This window comes from uncultured Algoriphagus sp., assembly GCF_963974365.1.
Lineage (GTDB): Bacteria > Bacteroidota > Bacteroidia > Cytophagales > Cyclobacteriaceae > Algoriphagus.
Genome location: NZ_CAXBBX010000011.1, coordinates 110,716 through 134,080, shown reverse-complemented (window position 1 = coordinate 134,080; position 23,365 = coordinate 110,716). Strand labels below are relative to the sequence as shown.

Annotated in this window: 22 protein-coding genes; 15 read left to right on the top strand and 7 right to left on the bottom strand. The window is 42.0% G+C overall.

What is annotated here, in order from left to right:
- The first annotated feature begins 250 nt into the window (after positions 1–250).
- The 10 genes from AACZ87_RS15780 (at position 251) to AACZ87_RS15735 (ending at position 11,286) form a co-directional block, all read left to right on the top strand.
- Positions 251–1,969: an IlvD/Edd family dehydratase gene (locus tag AACZ87_RS15780; protein ID WP_339868617.1), complete on the top strand. Its 1,719-nt coding sequence runs from the start codon at positions 251–253 to the stop codon at positions 1,967–1,969.
- 3 nt (positions 1,970–1,972) lie between these two features.
- Complete coding sequence (locus AACZ87_RS15775) at positions 1,973–2,734, top strand: SDR family oxidoreductase (protein WP_339868615.1); 762 nt, start codon at positions 1,973–1,975, stop codon at positions 2,732–2,734.
- Entirely contained in the window at positions 2,727–3,401 is a 675-nt protein-coding gene (locus tag AACZ87_RS15770) for an acetoacetate decarboxylase family protein (protein ID WP_339868614.1), read from the top strand. Before AACZ87_RS15775 ends, AACZ87_RS15770 begins: the two co-directional genes overlap by 8 nt.
- The gene (locus AACZ87_RS15765) at positions 3,391–4,182 is read left to right on the top strand and encodes an SDR family NAD(P)-dependent oxidoreductase (protein ID WP_339868612.1); all 792 of its coding nucleotides are present in this window, start codon (positions 3,391–3,393) and stop codon (positions 4,180–4,182) included. The genes AACZ87_RS15770 and AACZ87_RS15765 overlap by 11 nt, the downstream gene beginning before the upstream one ends.
- 29 nt (positions 4,183–4,211) lie before the next feature.
- The gene (locus AACZ87_RS15760; protein WP_339868611.1) at positions 4,212–4,859 is read left to right on the top strand and encodes a hypothetical protein; all 648 of its coding nucleotides are present in this window, start codon (positions 4,212–4,214) and stop codon (positions 4,857–4,859) included.
- Positions 4,860–4,967: 108 nt separating this feature from the next.
- On the top strand, positions 4,968–5,849 hold the full coding sequence (locus AACZ87_RS15755; RefSeq protein ID WP_339868610.1) for a Nif3-like dinuclear metal center hexameric protein: 882 nt from the start codon (positions 4,968–4,970) through the stop codon (positions 5,847–5,849).
- Positions 5,850–5,882: 33 nt separating this feature from the next.
- Complete coding sequence (locus tag AACZ87_RS15750; RefSeq protein WP_339868609.1) at positions 5,883–7,169, top strand: M20/M25/M40 family metallo-hydrolase; 1,287 nt, start codon at positions 5,883–5,885, stop codon at positions 7,167–7,169.
- A gap of 41 nt (positions 7,170–7,210) precedes the next feature.
- Entirely contained in the window at positions 7,211–8,005 is a 795-nt protein-coding gene (locus AACZ87_RS15745; RefSeq protein WP_339868607.1) for a glycoside hydrolase family 25 protein, read from the top strand.
- A 199-nt stretch (positions 8,006–8,204) separates the two neighbouring features.
- A complete protein-coding gene (locus AACZ87_RS15740) occupies positions 8,205–9,698 on the top strand; it encodes a cupin domain-containing protein (RefSeq protein WP_339868606.1) in 1,494 nt (497 codons plus the stop codon).
- A 70-nt stretch (positions 9,699–9,768) separates the two neighbouring features.
- Complete coding sequence (locus AACZ87_RS15735; protein WP_339868604.1) at positions 9,769–11,286, top strand: sulfatase; 1,518 nt, start codon at positions 9,769–9,771, stop codon at positions 11,284–11,286.
- Positions 11,287–11,335: 49 nt separating this feature from the next.
- Here the strand turns inward: AACZ87_RS15735 and AACZ87_RS15730 are convergent, their stop codons facing one another.
- Positions 11,336–12,967, bottom strand: coding sequence for a sulfatase (locus AACZ87_RS15730; protein ID WP_339868602.1), 1,632 nt, complete (start codon positions 12,965–12,967; stop codon positions 11,336–11,338).
- Positions 12,968–13,141: 174 nt separating this feature from the next.
- On the opposite strand from AACZ87_RS15730, the gene AACZ87_RS15725 reads away from it, so the two are divergent.
- The 5 genes from AACZ87_RS15725 to AACZ87_RS15705 all read left to right on the top strand — a co-directional run bounded on the left by AACZ87_RS15725 (position 13,142) and on the right by AACZ87_RS15705 (position 16,851).
- Positions 13,142–14,656 carry a Gfo/Idh/MocA family oxidoreductase gene (locus AACZ87_RS15725; protein WP_339868601.1) on the top strand — a complete coding sequence of 505 codons (1,515 nt, stop codon included), beginning with the start codon at positions 13,142–13,144 and terminating at the stop codon, positions 14,654–14,656.
- A 91-nt stretch (positions 14,657–14,747) separates the two neighbouring features.
- Positions 14,748–15,686 (top strand): TIM barrel protein, encoded by a 939-nt coding sequence (locus AACZ87_RS15720; protein ID WP_339868599.1) that lies wholly within the window; start codon positions 14,748–14,750, stop codon positions 15,684–15,686.
- Positions 15,687–15,743: 57 nt separating this feature from the next.
- Positions 15,744–16,130 (top strand): glyoxalase/bleomycin resistance/extradiol dioxygenase family protein, encoded by a 387-nt coding sequence (locus tag AACZ87_RS15715; protein WP_339868597.1) that lies wholly within the window; start codon positions 15,744–15,746, stop codon positions 16,128–16,130.
- Positions 16,131–16,179: 49 nt separating this feature from the next.
- On the top strand, positions 16,180–16,566 hold the full coding sequence (locus AACZ87_RS15710) for a VOC family protein (protein WP_339868595.1): 387 nt from the start codon (positions 16,180–16,182) through the stop codon (positions 16,564–16,566).
- A gap of 54 nt (positions 16,567–16,620) precedes the next feature.
- The gene (locus tag AACZ87_RS15705) at positions 16,621–16,851 is read left to right on the top strand and encodes a VF530 family protein (RefSeq protein ID WP_339868594.1); all 231 of its coding nucleotides are present in this window, start codon (positions 16,621–16,623) and stop codon (positions 16,849–16,851) included.
- 334 nt (positions 16,852–17,185) lie between these two features.
- Here AACZ87_RS15705 and dnaN read toward each other — a convergent pair whose 3' ends face one another.
- The 6 genes from dnaN to AACZ87_RS15675 form a co-directional block, all read right to left on the bottom strand.
- Positions 17,186–18,310: a DNA polymerase III subunit beta gene (gene dnaN, locus AACZ87_RS15700; protein ID WP_283414079.1), complete on the bottom strand. Its 1,125-nt coding sequence runs from the start codon at positions 18,308–18,310 to the stop codon at positions 17,186–17,188.
- Positions 18,311–18,522: 212 nt separating this feature from the next.
- Positions 18,523–20,211 carry a gliding motility-associated ABC transporter substrate-binding protein GldG gene (gldG, locus tag AACZ87_RS15695; RefSeq protein ID WP_339868593.1) on the bottom strand — a complete coding sequence of 563 codons (1,689 nt, stop codon included), beginning with the start codon at positions 20,209–20,211 and terminating at the stop codon, positions 18,523–18,525.
- Positions 20,208–20,927, bottom strand: a complete 720-nt coding sequence (gene gldF / locus AACZ87_RS15690) for a gliding motility-associated ABC transporter permease subunit GldF (RefSeq protein ID WP_339868591.1) — start codon at positions 20,925–20,927, stop codon at positions 20,208–20,210. Before gldF ends, gldG begins: the two co-directional genes overlap by 4 nt.
- A complete protein-coding gene (gldA, locus tag AACZ87_RS15685; protein ID WP_339868588.1) occupies positions 20,924–21,829 on the bottom strand; it encodes a gliding motility-associated ABC transporter ATP-binding subunit GldA in 906 nt (301 codons plus the stop codon). The genes gldF and gldA overlap by 4 nt, the downstream gene beginning before the upstream one ends.
- Before the next feature lie 135 nt (positions 21,830–21,964).
- The gene (locus tag AACZ87_RS15680; protein ID WP_339868586.1) at positions 21,965–22,489 is read right to left on the bottom strand and encodes a redoxin domain-containing protein; all 525 of its coding nucleotides are present in this window, start codon (positions 22,487–22,489) and stop codon (positions 21,965–21,967) included.
- A 169-nt stretch (positions 22,490–22,658) separates the two neighbouring features.
- A complete protein-coding gene (locus tag AACZ87_RS15675; protein ID WP_339868584.1) occupies positions 22,659–23,357 on the bottom strand; it encodes an SDR family NAD(P)-dependent oxidoreductase in 699 nt (232 codons plus the stop codon).
- Positions 23,358–23,365 lie beyond the last annotated feature (8 nt).

The window sequence follows — 23,365 nt, the reverse complement described above, 5'->3', positions numbered from 1 at the left end:
ATAAATGAATGAGGGCTTTGAAATAATTTCAAAGCCCTTTTTTATGAAACTGTGTAAGCGTAGTTAGCCCGATCTAGCCTTACCTCCACTTTATCAACTAGATAGAAAATTTTCCGACTGGTCACACCTGAGAAAACCAGGCTACCAATACCTATTAGTACTCAAAATAAATACCTCAGCAATATTCTTTGATTTCTTTCCTTCCCGAAATTTTTGGTAAATTCTGGCTCGAATAGCCAAAACAACCTATATGTCAAAGAAAAAACTCCGAAGCCAAGACTGGTACGGGCGCACCGGAAAAGACGGAATTATCTATCGTTCCTGGATGAAAAACCAGGGTTTTCCTCACCACCTATTTGAAGGAGATAAGCCTGTAATCGGAATCTGTAACACCTGGTCCGAGCTTACGCCCTGTAATGCACATTTTAGAGATCTTGCTGAAGCGCTAAAGCGCGGAATCTGGGAAGCTGGAGGATTTCCTTTGGAATTCCCCGTGATGTCACTGGGAGAATGCTCAGTAAAGCCAACTGCTATGCTTTTCAGAAATCTAGCCAGTATGGATGTGGAAGAAAGTATCCGGGCAAACCCTATGGACGGTGTAGTTCTCATGTGTGGATGTGACAAAACCACTCCATCACTCGTAATGGGAGCTGCATCTGTAGACATTCCTTCGATAGTTCTTTCGGGTGGCCCAATGTTAGTCGGTCGCTATAAAGGTAAAAAAATCGGTACTTCAGATATCTGGCGATTTGCCGAAGAGTTCAAACTCGGTAAAATGACCCAAGCTGATATGATAGACGCTGAAGCAGCAATGTCCCGCTCTGTAGGACACTGTGCTCCTATGGGCACTGCATCGACTATGGCTGCCATGGTCGAATCACTTGGCCTCTCACTTCCTGATAATGCAACGATTCCAGCGGCCGATTCCAGACGAAAAGTACTGGCTCACATGACAGGTATGCGTATCGTGGAAATGGTCAATGAAGAATTGAAAATGAGCAAAATCCTGACGAGAAAAGCATTTGAAAACTCTATTATGGTGAATGCAGCGTTAGGCGGTTCTACCAATTTTATCCTCCACCTTACAGCCATTGCGAAGCGAATAGGAGTGGATATTGACTTGACTGATTTTGACAAATTCTCTTCTATCATTCCTCTGATTGCGAATGTCCAGCCTTCTGGAGAACATTGGGTGGAAGACTTGTTTTATGCCGGCGGACTTCCAGCTGTCATGAAAGAAATAGAAAAATACTTGCACCTTGATTGTATCACTGCCAACGGCAAAACAATCGGTGAGAATTTTAATAAAGCCGAGTGCTACGATAGAAACCTAATTGGGACATTTGAAAAACCAATCAAACCGGAATCGGGGATCGCTGTGCTAAAGGGCAATCTCTGTCCAAATGGCGCTGTGATCAAGCCTTCTGCTGCCTCTCCGAGCTTATTGACACATACTGGGCGTGCAGTAGTCTTTGAAAATATTGATGACTACAAAGCGAGAATTGATACTCCAGAATTGGATATTGACGAAACCTGCGTGATGGTAATGAAAAACGTAGGGCCAAAAGGTTACCCTGGAATGCCCGAAGTTGGTAATATGGGATTACCTCAAAAGCTTCTTGCCAAAGGAGTTAAAGACATGGTTCGTATTTCTGATGGAAGAATGAGCGGAACAGGTTACGGCACCGTTGTCTTACACGTCTCACCAGAATCTGCAATCGGTGGACCGTTGGCTTTTGTACAAAATGGAGACATGATCGAACTCAATGTACCTGCTAGAACTTTGAATCTTATGATATCTGAGGAAGAATTTGAAAAGAGAAGAGCGGGATTCCAGCCATTAAATCTACCCTATGAGCGGGGGTACGTCAACCTTTTCCTCGACAAAGTAAACCAAGCACATGATGGAGTTGATTTTGATTTTCTCCAAGGAAGTTCTGGCTCTGAAGTAAAACGGGATTCGCATTAAAAAATGAAACCCAAAAAGACAGCCATAATCACCGGTGCAGGACAAGGAATAGGCTTGGCTATAGCCGAGAAACTTGCTGCCCAAAGCGTGAACATAATTATCAATGATCTAGAGGAAGGCCTGATAACTGAAGCCTGTAAGAGAATTAGTATTATTCATGGTGTTCAAGCCATTGCTGTTGCAGGTGATTCTAGTGCTGAGGAAGTGATAGATGAATTGATCCAAACAGCTCAGACCAATTTTGGAACGCTGGATATTGTGGTTGCTAATTCAGGAATTACCCTTTTCGGGGCTTTCTTAGACTACTCCAGAGCGGACTTTATGGAAGTCTCCCGAGTCAATCAGGCCGGGACTTTCTTTCTGGCTCAGGCAGCGTCCAGAGTCATGAAAGATCAGCCTAATGGCGGTGCTCTGCTTTTCACCTCATCCGTCACAGCTCATCAAAGTCATGAAAATCTCGCCGCCTACGCAATGAGCAAAGCAGCATTGGAAATGCTGGCGAAGAATCTTGTCTTAGAATTAGCCCCTTTTAAGATAAGAGTCAATACCATCGCTCCAGGGGCGACAGTCACTAACCGGACAAAGTTGGATCCAGAATATGAAAATACCTGGTCGAAAATCACGCCTATGGGACGTCCTGCAGTGGTGCAGGATATCGCAAATGCTGCAGCATTTTTGGTATCGGATGAGGCAAGACACATTACTGGACAAACACTCATTATAGACGGAGGTTGGACGAGCGTCAGCCCTTCTCCATATGCCTGAAAACCATCAAATCACTCTTAAAAACTTGAAGTTAGTCAAGCATGCTCCCGCACCATGGAAATTGAAGGGAGAGGGAATAATTTTGATCTATAAGTTTTCAAGGAAGTGGGTAGAGCAACACGGGATTTTACCAGAGCATCTGAAAGGAAAATTCAAAGGGGGCCTGGGCTATGTCATGCTGGTAAATTATCACACTTCACCTGTTGGTCCGTACAAAGAGTTACTCTTTATACCCGGAAAATTCACCTCTTATCGCAAGCAGGCAATCACCAAAATATATGTGAACACGGAAGTAAGCACGCAAAACGGCCATGTGAACTGGGGGATTCCTAAGGAGACCTTACCAATTTCATGGGAAAATCAAGATGGAAAAGAGGTTATCCAAGTGAAAGACGGGGAAAAAACAGTTTTCTCCTGCGAAATCAAAGCAGGCGGAATTTCCTTTCCACTATCCACCAGCCTATTACCCATCGAACTGCATCAACATTGGGATGGGGTGGACTTTTTCACCAAACCATCTGGTAGCGGCTGGGGTAAAAGAGCTACCATAAAAAATCTACAAATAGATTCAGCATTTTTTCCAAATATCGCCACACAAAAGCCACTTTTCGCAGTCAAAATAGAACCTTTTCGAATCCAATTTCCAGAAGCAACTTATGCTATATAAACCATTCACAGAAGCTCATATTATAGTCACTGGTGCTGCTTCTGGAATCGGGGAAGAGCTGGTAAGGCAATTGACACCATCAAACCCTGAGATTTTGGCAGTGGATTTTGACTTTGCAGGGTTGGAGAAATTGCAACGTGAATTCCCAAAAATCCATACTCTACACGCTGATCTCGCTGACAAATCTGGCAATGAAAAGATGTTAGAATGGATCTCCACTACGTGGGAAAGAGTAGATTTTTGCTTTGCAAATGCAGGAAAAGCTCAGTTTGCTCCTGCAGAAGATCAAAACTGGAAAGAAATGGATCGCCTTTTCCAACTCAATGTCCACAGTCCGATCCAAATTGGCATGGCAATTCGCGAGCTTTTTCCGGGCGCAAAATTCCGTCTAATCATTACTGCTTCGGCCATGTCATTCTGGACCATTCCTGGTTACAGTTTATACGCCGCTAGCAAATCTTCTTTACTGCAATGGGCACGAACAGTCTGGCTGGAGAAAAAAGGACACTGGCTCACCTTAGTATTTCCCATCGCAACTAAAACCCAATTCTTTGAATCTGCCGGCAAGGATATTCCGAAGGCTTTCCCCATACAATCTCCCAGCTGGGTAGCAACGACGATTCTGAGAGGAACAGCCAAAGGAAAGAAAAGAATCTTCCCTTCGCCCCTTTTTGTAAGTATGCTGGTTTTAAATCGATTTTTCAGATTCATCAAAAAGCTATATCAACTGTTTGAATACCAGAAGTATAAAAAGTGGCTAAAAAAACAATCTGAAACTTAAGTCTGTTAACTTTATAAAAAACCGACACCATGAAAAATTTTGTTTACGCTCTACTAGTGGTCTGCGCCCTGCAGGCATGTCAACCCAAAGAAACCACACCAGACACCTTGCCGATGAAAGTGGCGATGGCGTATGGTTTCGACAAGTTTGACGAGATCAACTCCATCGCATACACTTGGAATGTCCGACGGGACTCCGTAAATGTGATGACAAGAGACTGGAAATGGAATATCAAAGACAGAACGGTTTACTATGCCACAGCAGATACCAGCTACACCTACAGCCTGGACATGCCAGCAGATTCTTTGCCTGAAGCCGACAGAGGATTCATTAATGATAAGTACTGGATGATGTATCCTTTTCAGCTGGCATGGGACTCTGGCTATGAATACGAAACTGAGGAAAATGTCCCGACCCCTATCGCTGGAACAAACTCTACCAAACTGACAATAGTCTATAACGGCGCAGATGGATACACTCCGGGGGATGCATATGACTTGTATTTAGATGAAAATCATATGATCCTGGAATGGGTATTCCGAAGAGGAAATGGTCCGGAGGGCCGACCGACCACTTGGGAAGACGTAGAGCAATTTGGCCCAATCAAGATGGCTACAACACATGCCAATCAAGCTGGAGAGAAGTTCATTTGGTTCTCGAATATTTCGGTGAATTAAAAGATTTAAATACCTAAAAATTAGCCGCTTGGATCATGCAAGCGGCTTTTTTTATTGCTTTTCACTATCTTGAAAGATAACAACACACCCAATCAAACCTATTTTAAAATGAAACCAAACAGAAGAAATTTTATCAAAACCTCTAGCCTTTTTCTTGGCACAGGACTTCTTGCCAATCCATTTACAGCTTTTTCAAAGTCCAAGAAAAACTACACTGTGGGAGAAATCATGGATTTATTTATTGCCCAAATTCCAAATACTCCCTTCCCTACTACCGTTGATACCTTAAAATCCGGGAACAAAGATCAGGTTGTCACTGGCATTGTCACCACCATGTTTGCCACAGTTACTGTGATCCAGAAAGCCATTGAGCTTAAGGCGAATTTTATCATTGCACATGAACCTACTTTCTACAATCATCTGGATGAAACAGCTTGGCTAGAAAACGATCCAGTTTATCAGTTCAAAAGAAATCTTCTCGATAAGCATGGCATAGCTGTCTGGCGAAATCACGATTATGTACACAGCCTAGCAATAGATGGCGTGCAGGCTGGGGTGGTGAAGGAATTGGGCTGGGAGAAATATTACAAGCAAAAAGCGGTATTGGATCTTCCTGAAACTACCCTCGGGAATCTAATCACGCACATCAAGACAAAGATGAACGTCCCTCAGCTTCGCTATGTAGGAGATCTTGCACAGAAGGCAAGCAAAATCATACTTATGCCTGGGGCCGCAGGTGGAAGAAGACAACTAGAAATGATCATGAAAGTAAAACCCGATGTGCTGATCTGCGGAGAGAGCCCAGAATGGGAAACGCCAGAATACGTCCGAAACGCAAATGAAATGGGTGAGAAACTTGGATTGATTGTGATCGGCCATTCGGCAAGTGAAGAAGGCGGCTCAGAATTTATGAAAACATGGGTAGAGGAAAATGTCCCAGGCATTCCGGTAACTCATTTTGCAAGTGGCAACTCTTTGAAGATGTTTTAATAGCTTTAAAAGCTTTCTACTTATTCACTTCTCATGAAAAAAATTATCCTAGCATTCTTCCTCCTCGGCTTGCATTTCTCTATTTCAGCCCAACAGCTTTCCAATGATGAAAAAAAGCTGATAGCCGAAGTAGAGAAAAACTACATAGCAACCGTAGCGCTTCTTAAGGAGGTTACTAATATAAATTCAGGCTCACTGAATCTGGAAGGAGTAAAGGCTGTGTCCGATGTTTTCGAAAGAGAATTTCAAAAGATTGGATTTGAAACAGAGTGGTACAAACTTCCACCAGAAGCCAAAAGAGCTGGGCATTTCATTGCTTCGCGCAAAGGCAATTCCGGTAAAAAGGTTTTCATCATCGGTCATCTCGATACAGTTTTCGAAAAGGAAATGCCTTTTACTCCCTTTACCTACTTGAATGATTCTACGGCAACGGGACAAGGAGTGAATGACATGAAAGGTGGGGATGTGATGATTTTTGCAAGTCTGAAAGCGCTGTATGATTTGGGAATGCTAGAGGATAAAACGATCACCGTTTATTTCACTGGCGATGAAGAAAGCTCAGCAGATGAAGAGCTTTCCCGAAGGGATTTTATTGCAAGAGCAAAAGAACATGACATTGCATTGGCCTATGAGACCGCCCAGAGTTTCGGGATCGCAACAGTGGCGAGGAGAGGTAGCAGCGGATGGAAATTAAAAACTAGCGGAAAACAGTCCCATTCCAGTGGTGTTTTCAGGGAATCTGTAGGCTACGGAGCTATCTATGAAGCCGCGAGAATCTTAACAGAATTCCAAGAGGAATTGTCAGGCGAGCAGTATTTGACCTTCAATCCGGGACAGATTATCGGAGGTTCAGATATCAACTATAATACCGAAACCGGGAAGGGTGAAGCGCTTGGCAAAACAAATATTGTTGCCAGAGAGGCATTTGTAACTGGTGATTTAAGATTTTTAGGCGAAGAGCAAAAAGCTGCAGCACGTATAAAAATGAAGGCGATTGTAGATCGGCATCTAAATCAAACCAATGCCGAAATCAGTTTTGAAGATGGGTTGCCATCCATGATCCCTACCGAAGGAAACATGGCGCTGGCAGAGCAGCTCAACGAACTCAGTGAAGATATGGGGTTGGGCGAAGTGAAGCCTGGCGATCCTGGGAGTCGCGGTGCTGGAGACATTTCCTTTGTAGCTGACTTCGTGGATTGTTTAGATGGTCTCGGTGCTTCAGGAAATGGAGCGCATGCTCCTGGAGAAACAATTAACATGAAAGAATACCCAGAATTAATAAAAAGAAGCACCTTATTCCTTTATCGATTGACGAGGTAAACCAGTAAATTCGCGCCTTTTCAAAATGATATTAAAGATAAATGCCTAAAAAGAAGTCAAGGTCTGCGCCGCTAGGTTTAATATTTCTTGGAGCGATCCTGATCTGCGCAGCGATATTCTTTATTTATACTACTTGGATCCAGCTTCATGGTAAACCTTCTTATATCAACAAGCCAATTTCTGAACAGGAGGAGTTAAAATTTGAATACGTCTTCAAAACCCAAACTAATGGCATTTTGGGAATAGATATCTCTCATTATCAAGGCAAAATCAATTGGGATGAAATCGAACTGAAAATCAAGGATCGACCTATTGAATTTTTCATTTTCCGAGCGACTATGGGTGATGATCAAGATGAGCTTTTTCAGGAATATTGGAAAGCCCTGGACACGATGAACATCAGGCGAGGCGCTTATCATTATTATCGCCCCAACCAGAACAGTAGCATCCAAGCTGAGAACTTTATCAAAAGTGTACGCTTGAAACCCGGTGATTTTCGCCCAATCCTTGACATTGAGAGGCATTCTACGATTCAATCCAAAGATAGACTCAGGGAGGGAATTCAAAACTGGCTAAACATAGTCGAAGCTTATTACGGCGTTAAACCCATTATTTACACAGGCGATAGGTTTAATACTGATGTGCTGGTTGGTCATGGATTTGAAGATTACCCCCTTTGGGTAGCAAATTATAATCCTATTAGAGAGCCAAAAAGTGATTACTGGGTCATTTGGCAGTTTAGCGAAAAGGGAAGAATGAAGGGAATTTATGAATCCATTGACCTAAACGTGTTGAGGGGTGGGCCCAAAACCCTGGAGGCACTGCTGATCGAATGATCAAGTACTTTGATTTAGCATAGATTTTTTTTGAGACTTTCTAAATACTTGACTCTAAGGATCAATCCAAAATTCTTTTCCCATGGGATAAGTGAAAAAGTATTATAATTTGCAAATGCAGTGCTTTTAACCTAACCCAAAAAAGACCGTGAAGACTTACTACTTCCTTTTATTTTTTCTTCTACTAAGTACATTTAGCGTGAAGGCTCAAGATGGCTATGAATACGGCCCAAACTCAGAAGTCTATGAGACCATTCCTAAGGGAATTGTAACAAAACATTCCTGGGAAAGCACGACATTTCCAAACACCATCCGTGATTACTATATCTACGTTCCATCACAATATGATGCCTCACAGCCAGCTGCCCTGATGATTTTTCAGGATGGACATGCCTACGTCAATACAGAAGGAGATTTCAAAGTGCCTACCGTTTTTGACAATCTCATCGCTCAAGGAAAGATGCCAGTGACCATTGGGCTTTTTATCAATCCAGGACACCATAAAGATCTACCTGAACCAGAAAGTCCTTGGAGAGCCAGCAATAGGAGTATGGAATACGACGACATGTCCTCTACCTACAGTGATTTCTTGTTGAATGAAATGATTCCAGAATTAAAGAAGGATTATAACATCTCTGATAATCCTAAAATGACAGCAATTGCAGGGCTTTCTTCTGGAGCCATTTGTGCATTCAGCGCGGCCTGGTTTCATCCGGAATCTTTTCATAAGGTGCTCAGTCATTATGGAAGTTTCACAGACATCCGTGGTGGGCACAACTATCCACCGATGATTCGTAAGACAGATAAAAAAGCGATCAAAGTATTTATGCAAGACGGCTCATCAGATCTCAATAATCACTATGGAAACTGGTGGCTAGCCAATCTACAGATGGAGTCTGCGCTGAAATTCAAGGACTATGAGTATGAGTTTGTTGGAGGCACTGGAGGGCATAACGGCAATCATGCAGGTTCGATTTTACCGGAATCTCTGGCTTGGCTTTGGAGTGATGTAGTGCCTAAAAGAGTTGCTTCACAGGTATACTCTTTTCCATCAGTAAAAGCTGACACAGTACTTATGAAAGGAGAAACCATGCATCTTGATGACATGGAATTCACAGCGAACTTCATGAATCCATCGGCTCAGAAGACCTTTTTCGATACGAAAAAAGAGCAAATCCTGATCATCAAGGAAGGAGAGGTAAAAGCAACTTTGAACGGCAAATCCACAACTCTTGGGGCAAATAGCGTGGTAGTTATCATACCTGGCGACAAAGCGGAATTTACAAGTTCATTTGAAGGCGCGGCATATTACCAGATGGCCTATAGTTCGAAGGATTTTAATATGAAGCGAGGAAAAAAGGCGGGATCAGAGATCTTGGATTACAGCCAACTCGAATATAAAACGCACGATCTAGGTGGGATTCGAAATTATTTTCACCGAGAAACTGCCATGTGCCCATACTATGAAATGCACATGACAAATCTGAATCCAGGTATAAAAAGCCATGAACCTCACACCCATGTGGCCACAGAAATCGTCATCATGATAGAAGGTGAAACTGAGATGGAAATTGGTAACCAGAAATACCTGGGAAAAGCTGGAGATGTTTATTTCTTAGCCTCCTCCGTCCCACATGCGATTCGAAATATGGGAACTGAACAGGCGAGGTATCTGGCATTTCAGTGGGACTAACTAAACTGGGATTCTTAAATTTGCTTCACTTGTTTAAGAGGCTTAACTTATTAGGCTAAACCCTGTTACCATGCCAGCCTTTTCGATTCTCATTTTATTACTTCTGCTATTTTCTAATCCGACTGAGAAACAAGCACCTAAAGCTTCTCAACCTAACATCCTGTTTTTGATTGCTGATGACTGGTCTTTTCCGCATGCGGGAGTGTATGGAGATCAGGTGGTTCTCACCCCAACTTTTGATCGATTGGCCGCTGAAGGAGCGTTGTTCACAAATGCCTATACTGCTTCCCCTTCCTGCTCTCCTTCTAGGGCATCAGTTCTTTTGGGAAGATACCCACACCAAAATGAAGCGGGCGGAAATCTCTGGTCAGAATTTCCAGCGCAGTACCCAACTTATGTAAGTTTACTGGAGGAAGATGGGTATTTCACAGGTTCATCCAGAAAAGGCTGGGGACCAGGAGATTTTAAAGTAAGTGGAATGGAAAATAACCCATCCGGGAAAACCTATGAGGATTTCAAATCCTTCCTTGCTGAAAGACCTAAAGATCAGCCTTTCACCTTCTGGTTTGGAAGTACAGATCCACATCGGGAATATGTCCCAAATACTGGAATTCAGACGGGGATGCAGCTTGAAGATGTGATCGTTCCGGGATTTTTCCCAGACAATGACTGTGTCAGAAATGATATTCTAGACTACTATTTTGAGATAGAAAGATTCGACAGAGAATGCGGTCAGCTGATCAAAATGCTCCAAGAAGCTGGCGAACTCGACAATACTATCATCGTGATGACCAGTGATAATGGCATGCCTTTTCCTCGGGCCAAAGCTAATTTATATGATTACGGCACCCGGATGCCGCTAGTGATCAGATGGCCGGACAAAATCAAAGCAGGAACGGTCATCGATGACTTTGTGAATTTCATAGACTTCGCCCCAAGTTTTGTGGAAGCTGCCGGATTAGAAGCAGAGACGATGAGCGGACAATCTCTTTGGCCCCTTTTTGCTGGGGAAAAACAAGACCGGGATCAGGTATATCTGGAAAGGGAGCGCCATGCCAATGTGAGAAAAGGTGACCTATCCTACCCTATGAGAGCAGTCAGAGATCACAAGTATTTATACATCAAGAATATGATGCCTGAGCGAAATCCTGCCGGAGATCCCACAGTTCACCAATCGGTGGGTCAATATGGAGACGTGGATAATTCTATCACCAAGTTTCTCATCATGGCAATGGAAGGGAAATCTAAATCTGGTTCACCAGACTATTTCAAATTGGCATTTGACAAAAGACCAGAAGAGGAATTATATGATGTAGTCGCAGATCCTTATCAGTTAAATAATTTGGCAGATGACGAATCCCTAGCAACTGTCAAAGAAAACATGAGGAAAAAGCTACAAAACTGGATGGAAGAAACTGGAGATTTGAGAGCTAAAGATCCACGTTCTTTATACTGGGATGAAGTACGCTACACGCCTGATTACCAAATGAAAGATTTTAACCTTTCTCAGGGAATAGAGGAATATCGAATAAAGCCGCCATTTGGAAAATATGCTAAAGAGGGAATCCCTTGTATACAAGGCAATTAATTGCTAAAGCCTTCTCAATTTGCTACCTAGCTGATCGGAATCACCGGTTTTACTTCACCACCATCGCATCCTTATTTGGCTTATAGCCAATTCTATGAGCCAGCACATAGAGTGAATCGCCGGCACTCATTTCAAATGGAGATTGGTACACCGTCCAAACATCTGAAGTACTTTTCTTGTAGCCTACAGAAGCGCTTTTTGTCGCTGAAGAAAGTGATACTTTTCCATTATCAAAATGAACTTCAGCAGGTTCCGTAGTAGGTGGTACATCTGCTCCACCCCACCATTGACTTACCATTTCCATCTCTGGAATTGCCCCTAGATCTCCATAATCTTCAATCCACTGTAGATGAGCGTTGCGAAGCTCTGTTAGTTTATCTGCATAGTCAGGATTTCCCGCTAGGTTATTAAACTCATAAGGATCAGAATTGGTATCGTATAACTCTTCCTCGGGTTTGGTTTCATCAAACCAACGCTCTTGATTTGCATCTAATTTTCCTTCTTCGTGGAGCTGTAGCATATGAACCATCAGTGGATTTTGCAGTCTATAGCGGATATTCTGATAGTTAGGTTTATCCGTCATGTAGTTTTTGATGTATTTAAACCTGCCATCACTGACAGCTCTCACTCGATCTACTTCTGAATCCATGCGATCCCGTGCAGCATAAATATATTTTCTAGGCTCTGATTTTTGATCACCCAAGAAAGCCTGCCCTTGCATAGTATCAGGGATTTTTACTCCCGCTAGGGAAAGAACAGTAGGACCAAAATCAACAAAGCTGACAAGCTGGTCGTCGACCGTTCCAGGTTTGATAAATGGAGCTTTCACAAAAAGTGGAACTCTCAATCCCCTATCGTACAATTCTCTTTTGTAATAAGGCATACCATCCCCATGATCTGAGTAGTAGAAAATGATGGTGTTTTCATACAATCCATCCTCTTTCAAATGCTGCAGAAGTTCTCCAACCAGCGCATCGAAGCGCATGATATTGGTAATAAACCGAGCCAAAGTTCTCCTGGTAATTGAATCATCTGGATATACTGGCGGCACCGTCACATCAGCCGGATCTATTAGCAACTCTTCATTTTCCCGTGCCCAAACCTGAGATTCATGGGTTATGGTATAATTGAAAATGGAGAAAAATGGCTGGTTTGGATCTTTACGATTTCTCCAATGAGCTTTATTACTACTCTCATCCCACATGGTACCAGGACCGACAAACTGATAATCTTCCTTTACATTATTACTGGTATAGTATCCAGCCATCCGCAAATACTCTGGATAGCCATGCATTCCGTCAGGAATCACCGCAGAATAAGGCTTATGATCGGGAGGATAATTAGCTCCAGGCGCAGAAGAGAAAGAAAGTGTACGCATATGCATCGCACCAATCGAAGTCTGATATGCGCCCGTGATCAGCGCAGCCCTGCTTGGCGCGCAAACTCCAGCAGTGGAAAAAGCATTTGTAAAAATCACTCCACTCCTAGCCAGAGAATCCAAAACCGGAGTTTTCCCACCAGTACCTCCATAGACTCCCAAATGCTCAGGAGACATATCTTCATTCACAATCCAGACAATATTGGGCCGTTCTGGATATACTATTTCTGCTGGTGTATCTGCCTTTTTTTGACAGGCAAACAAGACAGACGAAAGAAAACAAATGGAAAGTAAATGCTTCATAGGTTAGTGGGTTTATACATTTCAAGTTATTCTATTTAGCCTAGAAATTAAAACCTTCTGCATAGGATAGGGACCAAAAACCATAGAACATTTCCCATTACCACTTCTAATAGCAAAGTTCTTTGGAATCAAAGCCAGCTTTGGTAACTTAAACATCTATCCCTGATCCCAACCATGGCTCCAATTAAAAACTTAAACCGTAGAGAATTTCTTGGTTCTGCAGCTACCGTAGCTGCATCTATCTCCATCGTTCCTTCCAATGTCATTGCTGGCCTAGGCAAAATCCCACCTTCCGATCAAATCACTGTAGCAAATATTGGCTGCGGTACCCAAGGGTTGCGGGAAATGGGCGAGCTTTTACAAAACCCGAAAGTTCGGGTAGTTTCTGTTTGCGATGTAAATAAGTACACTGAAAATTACATTGACTGGTCGCCGTATGGCATTAGAGATGACATGCGAAAAACACTTGGAGATGACACCTGGTGGAGTAAAGTGAAAGGAATTGCCGGTGGAAGAGATGTGGGTCAGGCTTATGTAGAAAAATATTATGAGAAAAACAGTCCATCCGGAACCTACAAAGGCTGCACTTCCTACGAGGATTTTCGGGAGTTTTTTGCAAAAGAAAAAGGAGTCGACGCAGTCAAAATCATGACTCCAGATCATACTCATGCTTCTATTGCATTGGCAGCAATGAACCAAGGGATTCATGTGGTCACCCACAAACCTATTTCCAATAGATTGCTGGAAGGCAGGAAAGTGATCGAGAGAGCAAAATCAAGCGGTGTTATCACTCATTTGCTGGCTTGGTCCGATAGACCGGAATACCGGCAGATCAAAGCTTGGATGGATGAAGGATTGATTGGTGAACTAAAAGAAATCCACAATTGGTCATATAGACCAGTTTGGCAGCAATGGACTAAGCGTCCCGCTGGAAATGAAACTATCCCAAAAGGCTTCAATTGGGATCTTTGGCTCGGGCCAGTTCCTGAAATGGATTACCATAAAAACTATACCCATAATGTCTTCCGGGGATGGTATGATTTCGGTGGCGGTTCGGTGGCTGATATGGGGCATTATAGCTTGTTTCCACTCTTTGAAACTTTAGGCATCAACAAATCACCGATAAGCGCCAAAGCTTTTGGAACCACTACACGTGAAGAAATCAATGGCGTCTATCAGTGGGTGAAAAACGATGTGGCTTTTCCAGCCAGCTGCATGATCAAATGGAAATTCCCGGAGCAGGCTAGCCTTCCTTCCTTTGACCTAATTTGGTACGATGGGGGGATGAAACCTTTTGCACCTGAGGAACTGGAAATAGACGATAAAGAAACACCTGAAGAAGGATTGATGCTTGTTGGGACCAAAGGAAAAATCTTGGGAGGCTTCAGGGGAGAAGACCCAGTATTACTTCCTGAAAGTAAAATGGATACTCGCCCAACTTCCGAGAAAATAGATTCCAAAAACGTAGAAAGAAACACTTCAGCCTGGGTAGAGGCTATACAATCAGGAAAGCAAACCCCGGGAAGTTTTATCCGAGCTCAGACGATTACGGATACTATTAATCTGGGTGCAGTCGCTTTGCGAGCAGGAAAAAAAGTAGATTTTGACTCCACCACTTTGAAGATCACCAATGATGCTGAAGCAAACAAATTGCTCAGCAGAGAATATAGAAAAGGATGGGAAATTTAGTGATCAGTTGTCAGTTTTCAGTTTGCATCAAGTCTCCAATATATTAAGCAATAAGTACTCATAATTACCTAAGTCTTTACCTAAAATCACCATGAATACCAGAAGAAAATTTATCAAATCAGCAGGACTTGCTTCTGCAGCCTTAGGGTTAGGATTACCTCAAATGGCTTGTTCATCCACCAAAGCAGATCCACTTTTTAAAATATCTCTTGCCGAATGGTCACTGAATAAACAGCTTTTCGCAGGTAAAATGGATCATTTAGACTTTCCAATTCTTACCAAAAAAGTGGGGATAAGCGCAGTAGAATACGTCAATCAATTCTTCATGGATAAAGCAAAGGATAAGGCTTACCTAAAGGAAATGAAAACAAGGGCAGAAGGAGAAGGTGTGCGTTCTGTTTTGATCATGTGTGACAGTGAGGGAATGATGGGCGCAGCTACAGCTGAAGAACGTGCTCAAACGGTGGAGAATCACAAAAAGTGGGTGGAAGCGGCGAAGTTTCTCGGCTGTCATTCCATACGCGTAAATGCCTATTCTTCCGTTCCATGGAGTACTTCTAAGGAAGACTTTGATAAGTCAAGTGACCTCGCCAGCGACGGCCTACATTCACTTTGCGAGTTTGCAGATGACTTCGACATCAATGTATTGATAGAAAATCATGGTGGCTTCTCCAGTAATGGAAAGTGGCTAGCTGAAATGATCAAGAAAGCTGATCATCCCCGAGCTGGCACGCTCCCTGATTTCGGTAATTTCAGAATAGCAAATGTAAATGGCAAAGCCGTCTCCTATGATTCTTATAGAGGTGTTGACGAATTGATGCCTAGAGCAAAGGGAGTGAGCCTTAAGCCAAAGGTTTGGGACGATAATGGAAATGAATCGCCCTTAGACTATACTAAAATGATGAAACTGGTACTAGCCCATGATTTCCACGAGTATGTGGGAATTGAGCATGGGGAAGAGGGTAGAGAGTGGGAAAGTATTGAAGCAATTAGGATAGAACTAGAGAAAACGAGAACTCAGCTAGAATAGGTAGTTAAGCCTTTCTTTAGTCAAGAATTATTGATCGGAAAACATTTATCAATTCACATGAAAACTGATTTCATATGCACTATCCCAGTGCTCCCCTCTCAAAACATAGCCCGAGATCTTGATTGGTACTCTAGGACATTTGGGTTTGTGAAAACCTTTGGTGATCACATGTATGCTGGTATGCGATTGGAAGAAATTGAACTTCACTTGCAATGGCATGCAGACACTCCCTCAGACCCCTTGCTTGGAGGATCAGTGGTACGAATTTTTGTCAAAAACATAGAACCTTACTTTGAATCTTTAGTCATAAAAGGCGTGGTAAAATGTGATAAACTACTCAAAAATACAGCTTGGGGAACACATGAGTTTGGTTTATACGATCTTAATAATAACTCCATTTTTATAGTAGAAGACATAGAATCCTCAGCAGAAAAAACTTCATGAGTAATTTTGCAGAGTTTCAAATTCCTTTTGCTTTTCCCTATTTGCACCAATGAAACAACAACTAGGACAAATCGCGATTTTGGTAAGGGATTACGATGAGGCAATAGAATACTACACGAATATTTTAGGCTTTGAATTAATCGAAGACACCCATATCAGTGATGTAAAGCGCTGGGTAAGGGTTGCTCCTCCTGGATCTACATGCCATTTGCTACTCGCAAAAGCTACCAATGAGCTTCAGAGAAATCAAATCGGATTCCAATCTGGAGGAAGAGTATTTCTATTTTTATATACTGACAATTTCTACCGGGATTATCATAATTACACTGCAAAAGGAGTTGAGTTCATTCGAGAGCCTTCCGAAGAAGCCTTTGGAACAGTGTCAGTCTTTAAGGATTTGTATGGAAATCTTTGGGATTTTATAGAAAGAAAGTAACCATCCATCGATAAAGAATTCATAATTTTAAATTCACCCATTTTAAATTCTACTTTGGAAAACCAACCCAACAATCCACTTCACGGCGTAAAGCTTGCAGACATGGTCGAACATCTGGTAGAGTTCTATGGATGGGAGGAACTTGGTGAGCGGATAACTATTCGTTGCTTCACACATGACCCTTCAGTCAATTCAAGCTTGAAGTTTCTTCGTAAAACCCCTTGGGCTAGAGAAAGAGTGGAAGGATTGTATTTGAAGTCTTTGCGTGACGCGAAGAAAGGTTAATTGTAACCTTTGAGGTCTTCAAGACCTCGAAGGTTTTGATTGAATAGTGGATTTAGCTCTAATTGGTTCAAGTCTCATGACTTGGACCTACCATTATGAAGTCTTCAGTTTCAATTAAGTGAAGCATATAAGAGAGTCAGAAGAATACATTCCATATGGCACAAGTCTGAAGACTTGCGCCAGAAAGGGTCATTGAATCGCATTTGTGCTCTTCGTGAAAACACCGTGGGCTTTGCGGTTCAACTAATCAAGACCTTCGAGGTATTCCAAACCTCAAAGGTCACAAAAAAACCCGAAGGAATCTTCGGGCTTTTCGTTTTATGGTTTGTGGTTATTATACGTAGTTATTCAACATCACAGGCATAACTAGCATTAGGATGTCTTCGTTTTCATCCTGCTCAGCTGGAAGGATCAAACCTGCACGGTTAGGCGCAGAGAACTTCAAGCTAACTTCTTTGCAAGAAAGGTTATTCAACATTTCCACCAGGAATTTCGCGTTGAATCCAATTTCGATATCCTCTCCATCGTGCTCACAAGAAAGTCTCTCGTTCGCCTCGTTAGAGAAATCAAGATCTTCAGCAGAAATCATCAATTCGCTACCTGTCAATTTCAATCTTACCTGATGAGTGGTTTTATTTGCATAGATCGCGATACGACGAAGTGAACTCAACAATTCTGAACGGTCAATCGTCATCACATTCGGGTTTTCCGCAGGAATTACATTTTCGTAATCAGGGAAACGCTCATCGATCAAGCGACAAATCATCTTGATATTATTGAAGTTGAAATAGGCGTTTGACTGATTGAACTCTACAGTTACCGGAAGATTTTCTGAAGGCAAAGTTGACTTCAAAAGGTTCAATGCCTTACGAGGAATAATCAAAGTAGCAGCATCCTGTGAAGCAATATCAACTCTTCTGTATCTCACCAGTCTATGTCCGTCAGTTGCTACGAAAGTTGTATTCGTTGGGCTTAGATTGATGTAAACACCAGTCATCGCAGGACGAAGTTCATCAGAACTAGTTGCGAAGATCGTGTTTGAGACAGCTGAAGAAAGCACCTCAGTAGACATGTCTACAGAAGTAGCATTGCTTACAGTTGGGATTTTCGGGAAGTCAGTTGCATTCTCACCAGCCAATCTATATCGACCATTGTCAGAACTGATCTCAACCGCATATGTATCATGATCAATGCTGAAAGTAACCGGCTGCTCTGGTAGGTTTTTCAACGTCTCGATCAAAATCTTTGCAGGCACCGCGATATTTCCATCTTCCTTAGCCTCCACGTTGATTTCAGTAATCATAGAAGTCTGCAAATCAGATGCGGTAATGGTCAATAGACTCTCTTTGATCTCAAAAAGAAAATTTTCCAAAATTGGCACTACGGGATTGGTTGTCACCACACCGTTGATAGCCGAAAGCTGCTTTAATAATGCAGAAGAGGAAACAATAAATTTCATATGATTATAATTTTTCTATTGAAGGTCATATGTAATCTCGCATAGATTATGAACATCCCAATCTGAGAAGTTTAGTCATGCTCGATTTCATATCGTAGGGCTTAATATATTTTTACTTTTGAATGGGGGTAAATTTATAAATAAATTCTAATTCGAACCGTCGTATAAATGATTCTCTGACAAAATAATGAAATAGAACCTATTTTTTTGACTCAGTTTATTCTGCGGCTATACTTATTCTTTCTAATCCACCAGACCAATCCTCCAAAAATCACCAAAACAATCACCGGAGCTAGCACATTCAATCCTTGCCAGAATGCCTTTTGCTGCGCAATCTTAGCCTTATTCAAAGGACGAATCTGAAAAGATCGGGTACGGGAAGCGATAATTCCTTCCGGATCAGCAAGATATTGTGCTAGATTTTTTAGGAAAAGCTTATTTGCAAAAGTCGTCTGGCTAAAGGGATCTTCACCTAAGGCCAAAGGGGTTCCATCCTCCAAATTTGTTAATGCTTGAAAAACATCACCATCACCTACTACGACCACTTTTCCTTTACCACTTTCTTTAAAATCTGCTTTCGAAAAGCCTTCTGGAAGGAAACGGTTTTTGTACAAGGAAGTGAATTCTCCCTCCAATAAATAGGCAAGCGGTAAATTTCTTAGCCCAAATTGCTTTACATCAGGCTCCTGCTCCATATCTGCAAAAGCTACACGCACGGGCGCTTGCATAATTCGGGACAAATCAGAGCTAAAGATCAAAGGAGTCTTAGTCACTCCATCAGCTTTCACAGTATCCAGGCTACTTGCAAATCGAAACTCAACCACATCCAATCCCTTGGTAACTGCATGCTCCTGCATCCTTCCAGCTAAAACATAAAATGGCCAAGGCAATGAAACCATCTGTTGCTGATCTCCGAAGTTCCCTCCCATCACCGGAATATAGCCAAAGCTCAAATCCTGAATCAAATCTTTATTCACACGAATTCCATATCGAAAAAGAAGTTGATCCAATCCTACATCGACAGGCATTGCCAATGTGCCTTCACCTCCAGCATTCTCGATATCAACTGCTACCCCGTCTAACAAAACCACGAGATTTCCTCCTCCCATCACGTATTGATCCAGCTGGTAAATCTCTCGTTCGGTAAATGCTTCCTTAGGTCCTTGGATAAAAATCATCTTAAACCCAGCTAAATCTGCAGGAGTATTCGCTTGCTCAAGCGGCACCTTGAATAACTCAAAATCACCATCCAAAGCCTCTACAATGCCGTAGCCTTCATCCGAACTCATTTCTCCATGGCCCATAATCATGGCAATAGAGGAAGACTCGGGGGAAATCAGTTTTCGAATTGCATTGCTCAGCTCAAACTCCAAATTCTCAATGGATTGATTTAGAGTTTGATCCGGACTCATTCCGCGCTCCCCTTTTAGAATTAATGCTCCGGTTTCGTATTCTTCATTGCTGACAAGAATACCTGGAAAAATAAGTTGCGTCTGCAAACCAGTTGGTTTATTGACAGAGAGATTGGTAGGGTTAATTCCATACTGAGTCAAGGAAAGTATAAAATCCTCTTGCTGATCAGCTTCTATGCTTAATGGATCAAAATAGGAAAAAGTGATTTTTTCAGGACTGTAGGCATTGAAAGTTCGTACCGTTTCTTCTACTGATTTTTGCAATCTCCTCATGCCACCAGGGAGATCTTCACTAACCAAAAGAATATCCACGTGAAGCGGTTCGGTGATTTGCGAAAGCACTTCTTCAGTAGCAGGATGAAGAGAATAACGGTTTTCCTCGGTAAGATCAATTCTGAAATTCAGGAATTGAGCCAATAAGCCAAACAACAAAACACCTCCTAAAAGTATCAACCAAGGCTTAGCGATATGTAAAGCGGTGTTTTTCATTTATTCCTCAATACCAAAACTGCACCGCCCAAAAACAACCAGATCATCCCAAACAAAAAGAATAGATCTGCCGAATCAACCACTCCTCTACTCAAATTGATGTAATGAAAACTTAAGCTCAAATCATCTGCCCAATAGGAAATATTTCCAAGCTGCATATCTGCCAATGCCGAGAATCCAAAGTACAAGACAAAACATAAAAACACGCCCATCACGAATGCAACTACTTGCTGAGAAGTAAGAGCACTAGCGAATAAGCCAACTGCAGCGAAAACCGCCCCTATCATAATCAATCCTATCCAAGAGCCGAAGAAACCAGCCTGATCAAGATTTCCTAAAGGATCACCAAGTTGTATAATGCTATAGAAATAAAGCAAAGTTGGTACAAGCGCTACCAGAACCAGACAAAGCAAGGCAAGGTATTTGGCCAAAATAATCTGCACCAAAGACAGTGGAGAAGTTCTCAATAGCTCCCACGTTCCGGTTTTACGCTCATCTGCAATAGCTCGCATGGATAGTGCTGGAACTAGGAAGGTAAATACATAGGGAGTATAAGTGAAAAGTGCTTCAAGATCTGCATATCCATATTCCAATACGCTTGTTTCCGGAAAAACCCAGACGATCAACCCTAAAGCCACCAAGAATAAGGATAGCACCAGATAACCCAACAGGCTACCAAAAAAGGAATTGAATTCTTTTAGAAAAAGGCTGCTCATCTAGTGATCTCTCGAAAAATCTGTTCCAAATTCTTTTTACTTTGATTCAAACTAATCAGGTTCAAGGAGCGCTCCTGCACGATGTTCATCACAGCTTTCCTTCCTAAAGTCGCATCTTGACAAGAAATCATTAGCTCTGAGGTTCCTTTGGAACCAAAGGTCACAGTGCCAACATTCTCAAACCACTCCAGCCGCAATTCCTCTTCTGTCTCCAGAATCAATTGGACTTCATTTGTTCCAGATTTCAACTTACTAAGTGAATCTGAGGCTAGGATTTTTCCTTTATTTATGATTACCACATCATGGCAAATAGCTTCTACCTCCTGCATGATGTGCGTAGAAAGAATAAGCGTTTTGTCCTTTGCCACTTCTTGAATCAGACTTCTTATTTCTACCAATTGATTTGGATCGAGACCAGTTGTCGGTTCATCCAATATGATCACTTGAGGATCATGGATCAAAGCTCGCGCAAGTCCTACGCGCTGACGGTATCCTTTGGAAAGTTGTCCGATTTTCTTGTGCTGCTCCGGCTCTAGTCCGGTTCGATGGAGCAATTCCTTGGCTCTTGATTTTAAGGTTTGACCAGACATTCCATATAAGCCTCCTGAGAATTCCAGAAATTCCCGCACATACAAATCAAGATATAGTGGGTTATGCTCAGGTAGATATCCAATGAGTCTACTCACTTCCTTCGGTGAATTCACAGCGTCCTTACCCATCACAGTTACTCCACCGGAATTGGCAGAAATGTAACCTGTAATCACCTTCATAGTAGTTGATTTCCCTGCTCCATTTGGTCCCAAAAACCCAAGTATCCTTCCCGGTGTTGCCGAAAATGACACTTCATCAAGTGCTTTTTGTGTTCCGTAAAGTTTGGTGAGCTGGCGTACTTCTAGAGACATTGGGCTTTTTTAGTCATTCAAAAGTAGGGAAAAAATGTAGCTTTCATTAGCAAACACTTGATTGACTTACTTAACGAAAAAAAGGGGCAATTCTGATTTTGATAATCTAGCCAAAATCAGAATTACCGCCCTGAATTATTTACCAGCGCTCAATTTCTCAAGTAAAAGCTCAATCTTGGTGATCCCTACATATTCGGCCACCAACTTCTTTTTACCATCATAAACGTAAATAGAAGGCACACTCCTTACTTGATAGAAACTAGCTACTTTCATTTCAGAATCAAGTAAAAAATGAACGTTGCTTTTGTCCTTAATTCCCAGACCATTTACAAAATCTATCATTTCCTCCAAAGGCTGAACCGTTGTTAGAATTAAGTTGTAGCCCTTAAACTCTTCAATTCTTTTGGAAATATTTCCGAGTTCCTCTTGGCAAAGGTGACAGGTGGAATTGTAGTAAATGAACAGTGTCGGCTTTGCACTTGCCACTTCGTGAATGGAGGTTGCATTTCCATTGATATCATTCAAGGTAAAGTCTGGCAGTTCGCTTGGAGCTGTGAGAGTAGCAGCTTCAGCGGTGGTTCCTATTTGGGACAAATATCCCATGTAGGTAGCTCCACCTAAAAGGACTATTAGTAGTATAATCAGATTTGTTTTTTTCATAGCTCAAAAGATATCTTTCAAAATAAACACATAACTCGCTCAAAACAATTTTAAAACAAGCCAAAAGGCTATTTTCTAGTTTAGAACATACATGTATAACTCAAAAAAACACCGATGAGCATCAATAAAATTGTCCATCGGTGTTTAGAGTTGAATTAGATGTAATGTCCTATTTCTTTCCTTTTGGCCTCAAAGGTCTGCATTCCACATCAGCCACAAAGTAATTTGGATGAGTTTCTAAAGTTTGTACCATTGTGGTCGCCACATCGATTGGTCTCATCATATTTTCATTAGCATCCACACCCGGTATTTCGTCAAAGAAATTGGTTTGAATGGAACCTGGATAAATCGTTGAAACCTTAATTCCAAAATCTCTTAGCTCAATATAAAGTGAATGGGAAATCCCTCTCACCGCATGCTTGGTACCTACGTATCCTGCAAATTTGTTTACACCATTTAAGCCTGCAATGGATGCAACATTCAAAATATGTCCTTCATCTGCAGCTTTCATACCAGGAATCAAACGCTTGGTGGTGTAGAAAATCCCGTGAACATTGGTGTCAAACATCGCTTTCCAGTCTTCTGAGGAAAAAGTCTCCGTATCCCCAGCAACACCAAATCCAGCGTTGTTTATCAAAATCCTGATATCGGTTCCAAGTTTTTCAGTTGTTGCTTGAAACGCATTTTCGACTGACTCTTCTTTTGCCACATCACAGCTAAAAAAATGGAAATTTTCATGCTGAAAGTCTGGTGCATTTCTCCCCCATCCAGCGACTACAGTTCCTTTTTCAATTAGCAATTTGACTACTTCCAGTCCTATACCTTTACTTACGCCAGTTACTACAGCTATTTGATTATTGAGTTGCATAGATTCTT

What these genes read in the sequence shown, in the direction of transcription:
- AACZ87_RS15730 (WP_339868602.1), bottom strand. Translation starts at nt 12,967, where the DNA reads ATGAAGCATTTACTTTCCATTTGTTTTCTTTCGTCTGTCTTGTTTGCC.
- gldG (WP_339868593.1), bottom strand. Translation starts at nt 20,211, where the DNA reads ATGAAAAACACCGCTTTACATATCGCTAAGCCTTGGTTGATACTTTTA.
- gldF (WP_339868591.1), bottom strand. Translation starts at nt 20,927, where the DNA reads ATGAGCAGCCTTTTTCTAAAAGAATTCAATTCCTTTTTTGGTAGCCTG.
- AACZ87_RS15735 (WP_339868604.1), top strand. Translation starts at nt 9,769, where the DNA reads ATGCCAGCCTTTTCGATTCTCATTTTATTACTTCTGCTATTTTCTAAT.
- AACZ87_RS15770 (WP_339868614.1), top strand. Translation starts at nt 2,727, where the DNA reads ATGCCTGAAAACCATCAAATCACTCTTAAAAACTTGAAGTTAGTCAAG.
- AACZ87_RS15725 (WP_339868601.1), top strand. Translation starts at nt 13,142, where the DNA reads ATGGCTCCAATTAAAAACTTAAACCGTAGAGAATTTCTTGGTTCTGCA.
- AACZ87_RS15715 (WP_339868597.1), top strand. Translation starts at nt 15,744, where the DNA reads ATGAAAACTGATTTCATATGCACTATCCCAGTGCTCCCCTCTCAAAAC.
- AACZ87_RS15775 (WP_339868615.1), top strand. Translation starts at nt 1,973, where the DNA reads ATGAAACCCAAAAAGACAGCCATAATCACCGGTGCAGGACAAGGAATA.
- AACZ87_RS15765 (WP_339868612.1), top strand. Translation starts at nt 3,391, where the DNA reads ATGCTATATAAACCATTCACAGAAGCTCATATTATAGTCACTGGTGCT.
- AACZ87_RS15680 (WP_339868586.1), bottom strand. Translation starts at nt 22,489, where the DNA reads ATGAAAAAAACAAATCTGATTATACTACTAATAGTCCTTTTAGGTGGA.
- AACZ87_RS15745 (WP_339868607.1), top strand. Translation starts at nt 7,211, where the DNA reads ATGCCTAAAAAGAAGTCAAGGTCTGCGCCGCTAGGTTTAATATTTCTT.
- AACZ87_RS15755 (WP_339868610.1), top strand. Translation starts at nt 4,968, where the DNA reads ATGAAACCAAACAGAAGAAATTTTATCAAAACCTCTAGCCTTTTTCTT.
- AACZ87_RS15760 (WP_339868611.1), top strand. Translation starts at nt 4,212, where the DNA reads ATGAAAAATTTTGTTTACGCTCTACTAGTGGTCTGCGCCCTGCAGGCA.
- AACZ87_RS15720 (WP_339868599.1), top strand. Translation starts at nt 14,748, where the DNA reads ATGAATACCAGAAGAAAATTTATCAAATCAGCAGGACTTGCTTCTGCA.
- AACZ87_RS15780 (WP_339868617.1), top strand. Translation starts at nt 251, where the DNA reads ATGTCAAAGAAAAAACTCCGAAGCCAAGACTGGTACGGGCGCACCGGA.
- AACZ87_RS15710 (WP_339868595.1), top strand. Translation starts at nt 16,180, where the DNA reads ATGAAACAACAACTAGGACAAATCGCGATTTTGGTAAGGGATTACGAT.
- gldA (WP_339868588.1), bottom strand. Translation starts at nt 21,829, where the DNA reads ATGTCTCTAGAAGTACGCCAGCTCACCAAACTTTACGGAACACAAAAA.
- AACZ87_RS15675 (WP_339868584.1), bottom strand. Translation starts at nt 23,357, where the DNA reads ATGCAACTCAATAATCAAATAGCTGTAGTAACTGGCGTAAGTAAAGGT.
- AACZ87_RS15750 (WP_339868609.1), top strand. Translation starts at nt 5,883, where the DNA reads ATGAAAAAAATTATCCTAGCATTCTTCCTCCTCGGCTTGCATTTCTCT.
- dnaN (WP_283414079.1), bottom strand. Translation starts at nt 18,310, where the DNA reads ATGAAATTTATTGTTTCCTCTTCTGCATTATTAAAGCAGCTTTCGGCT.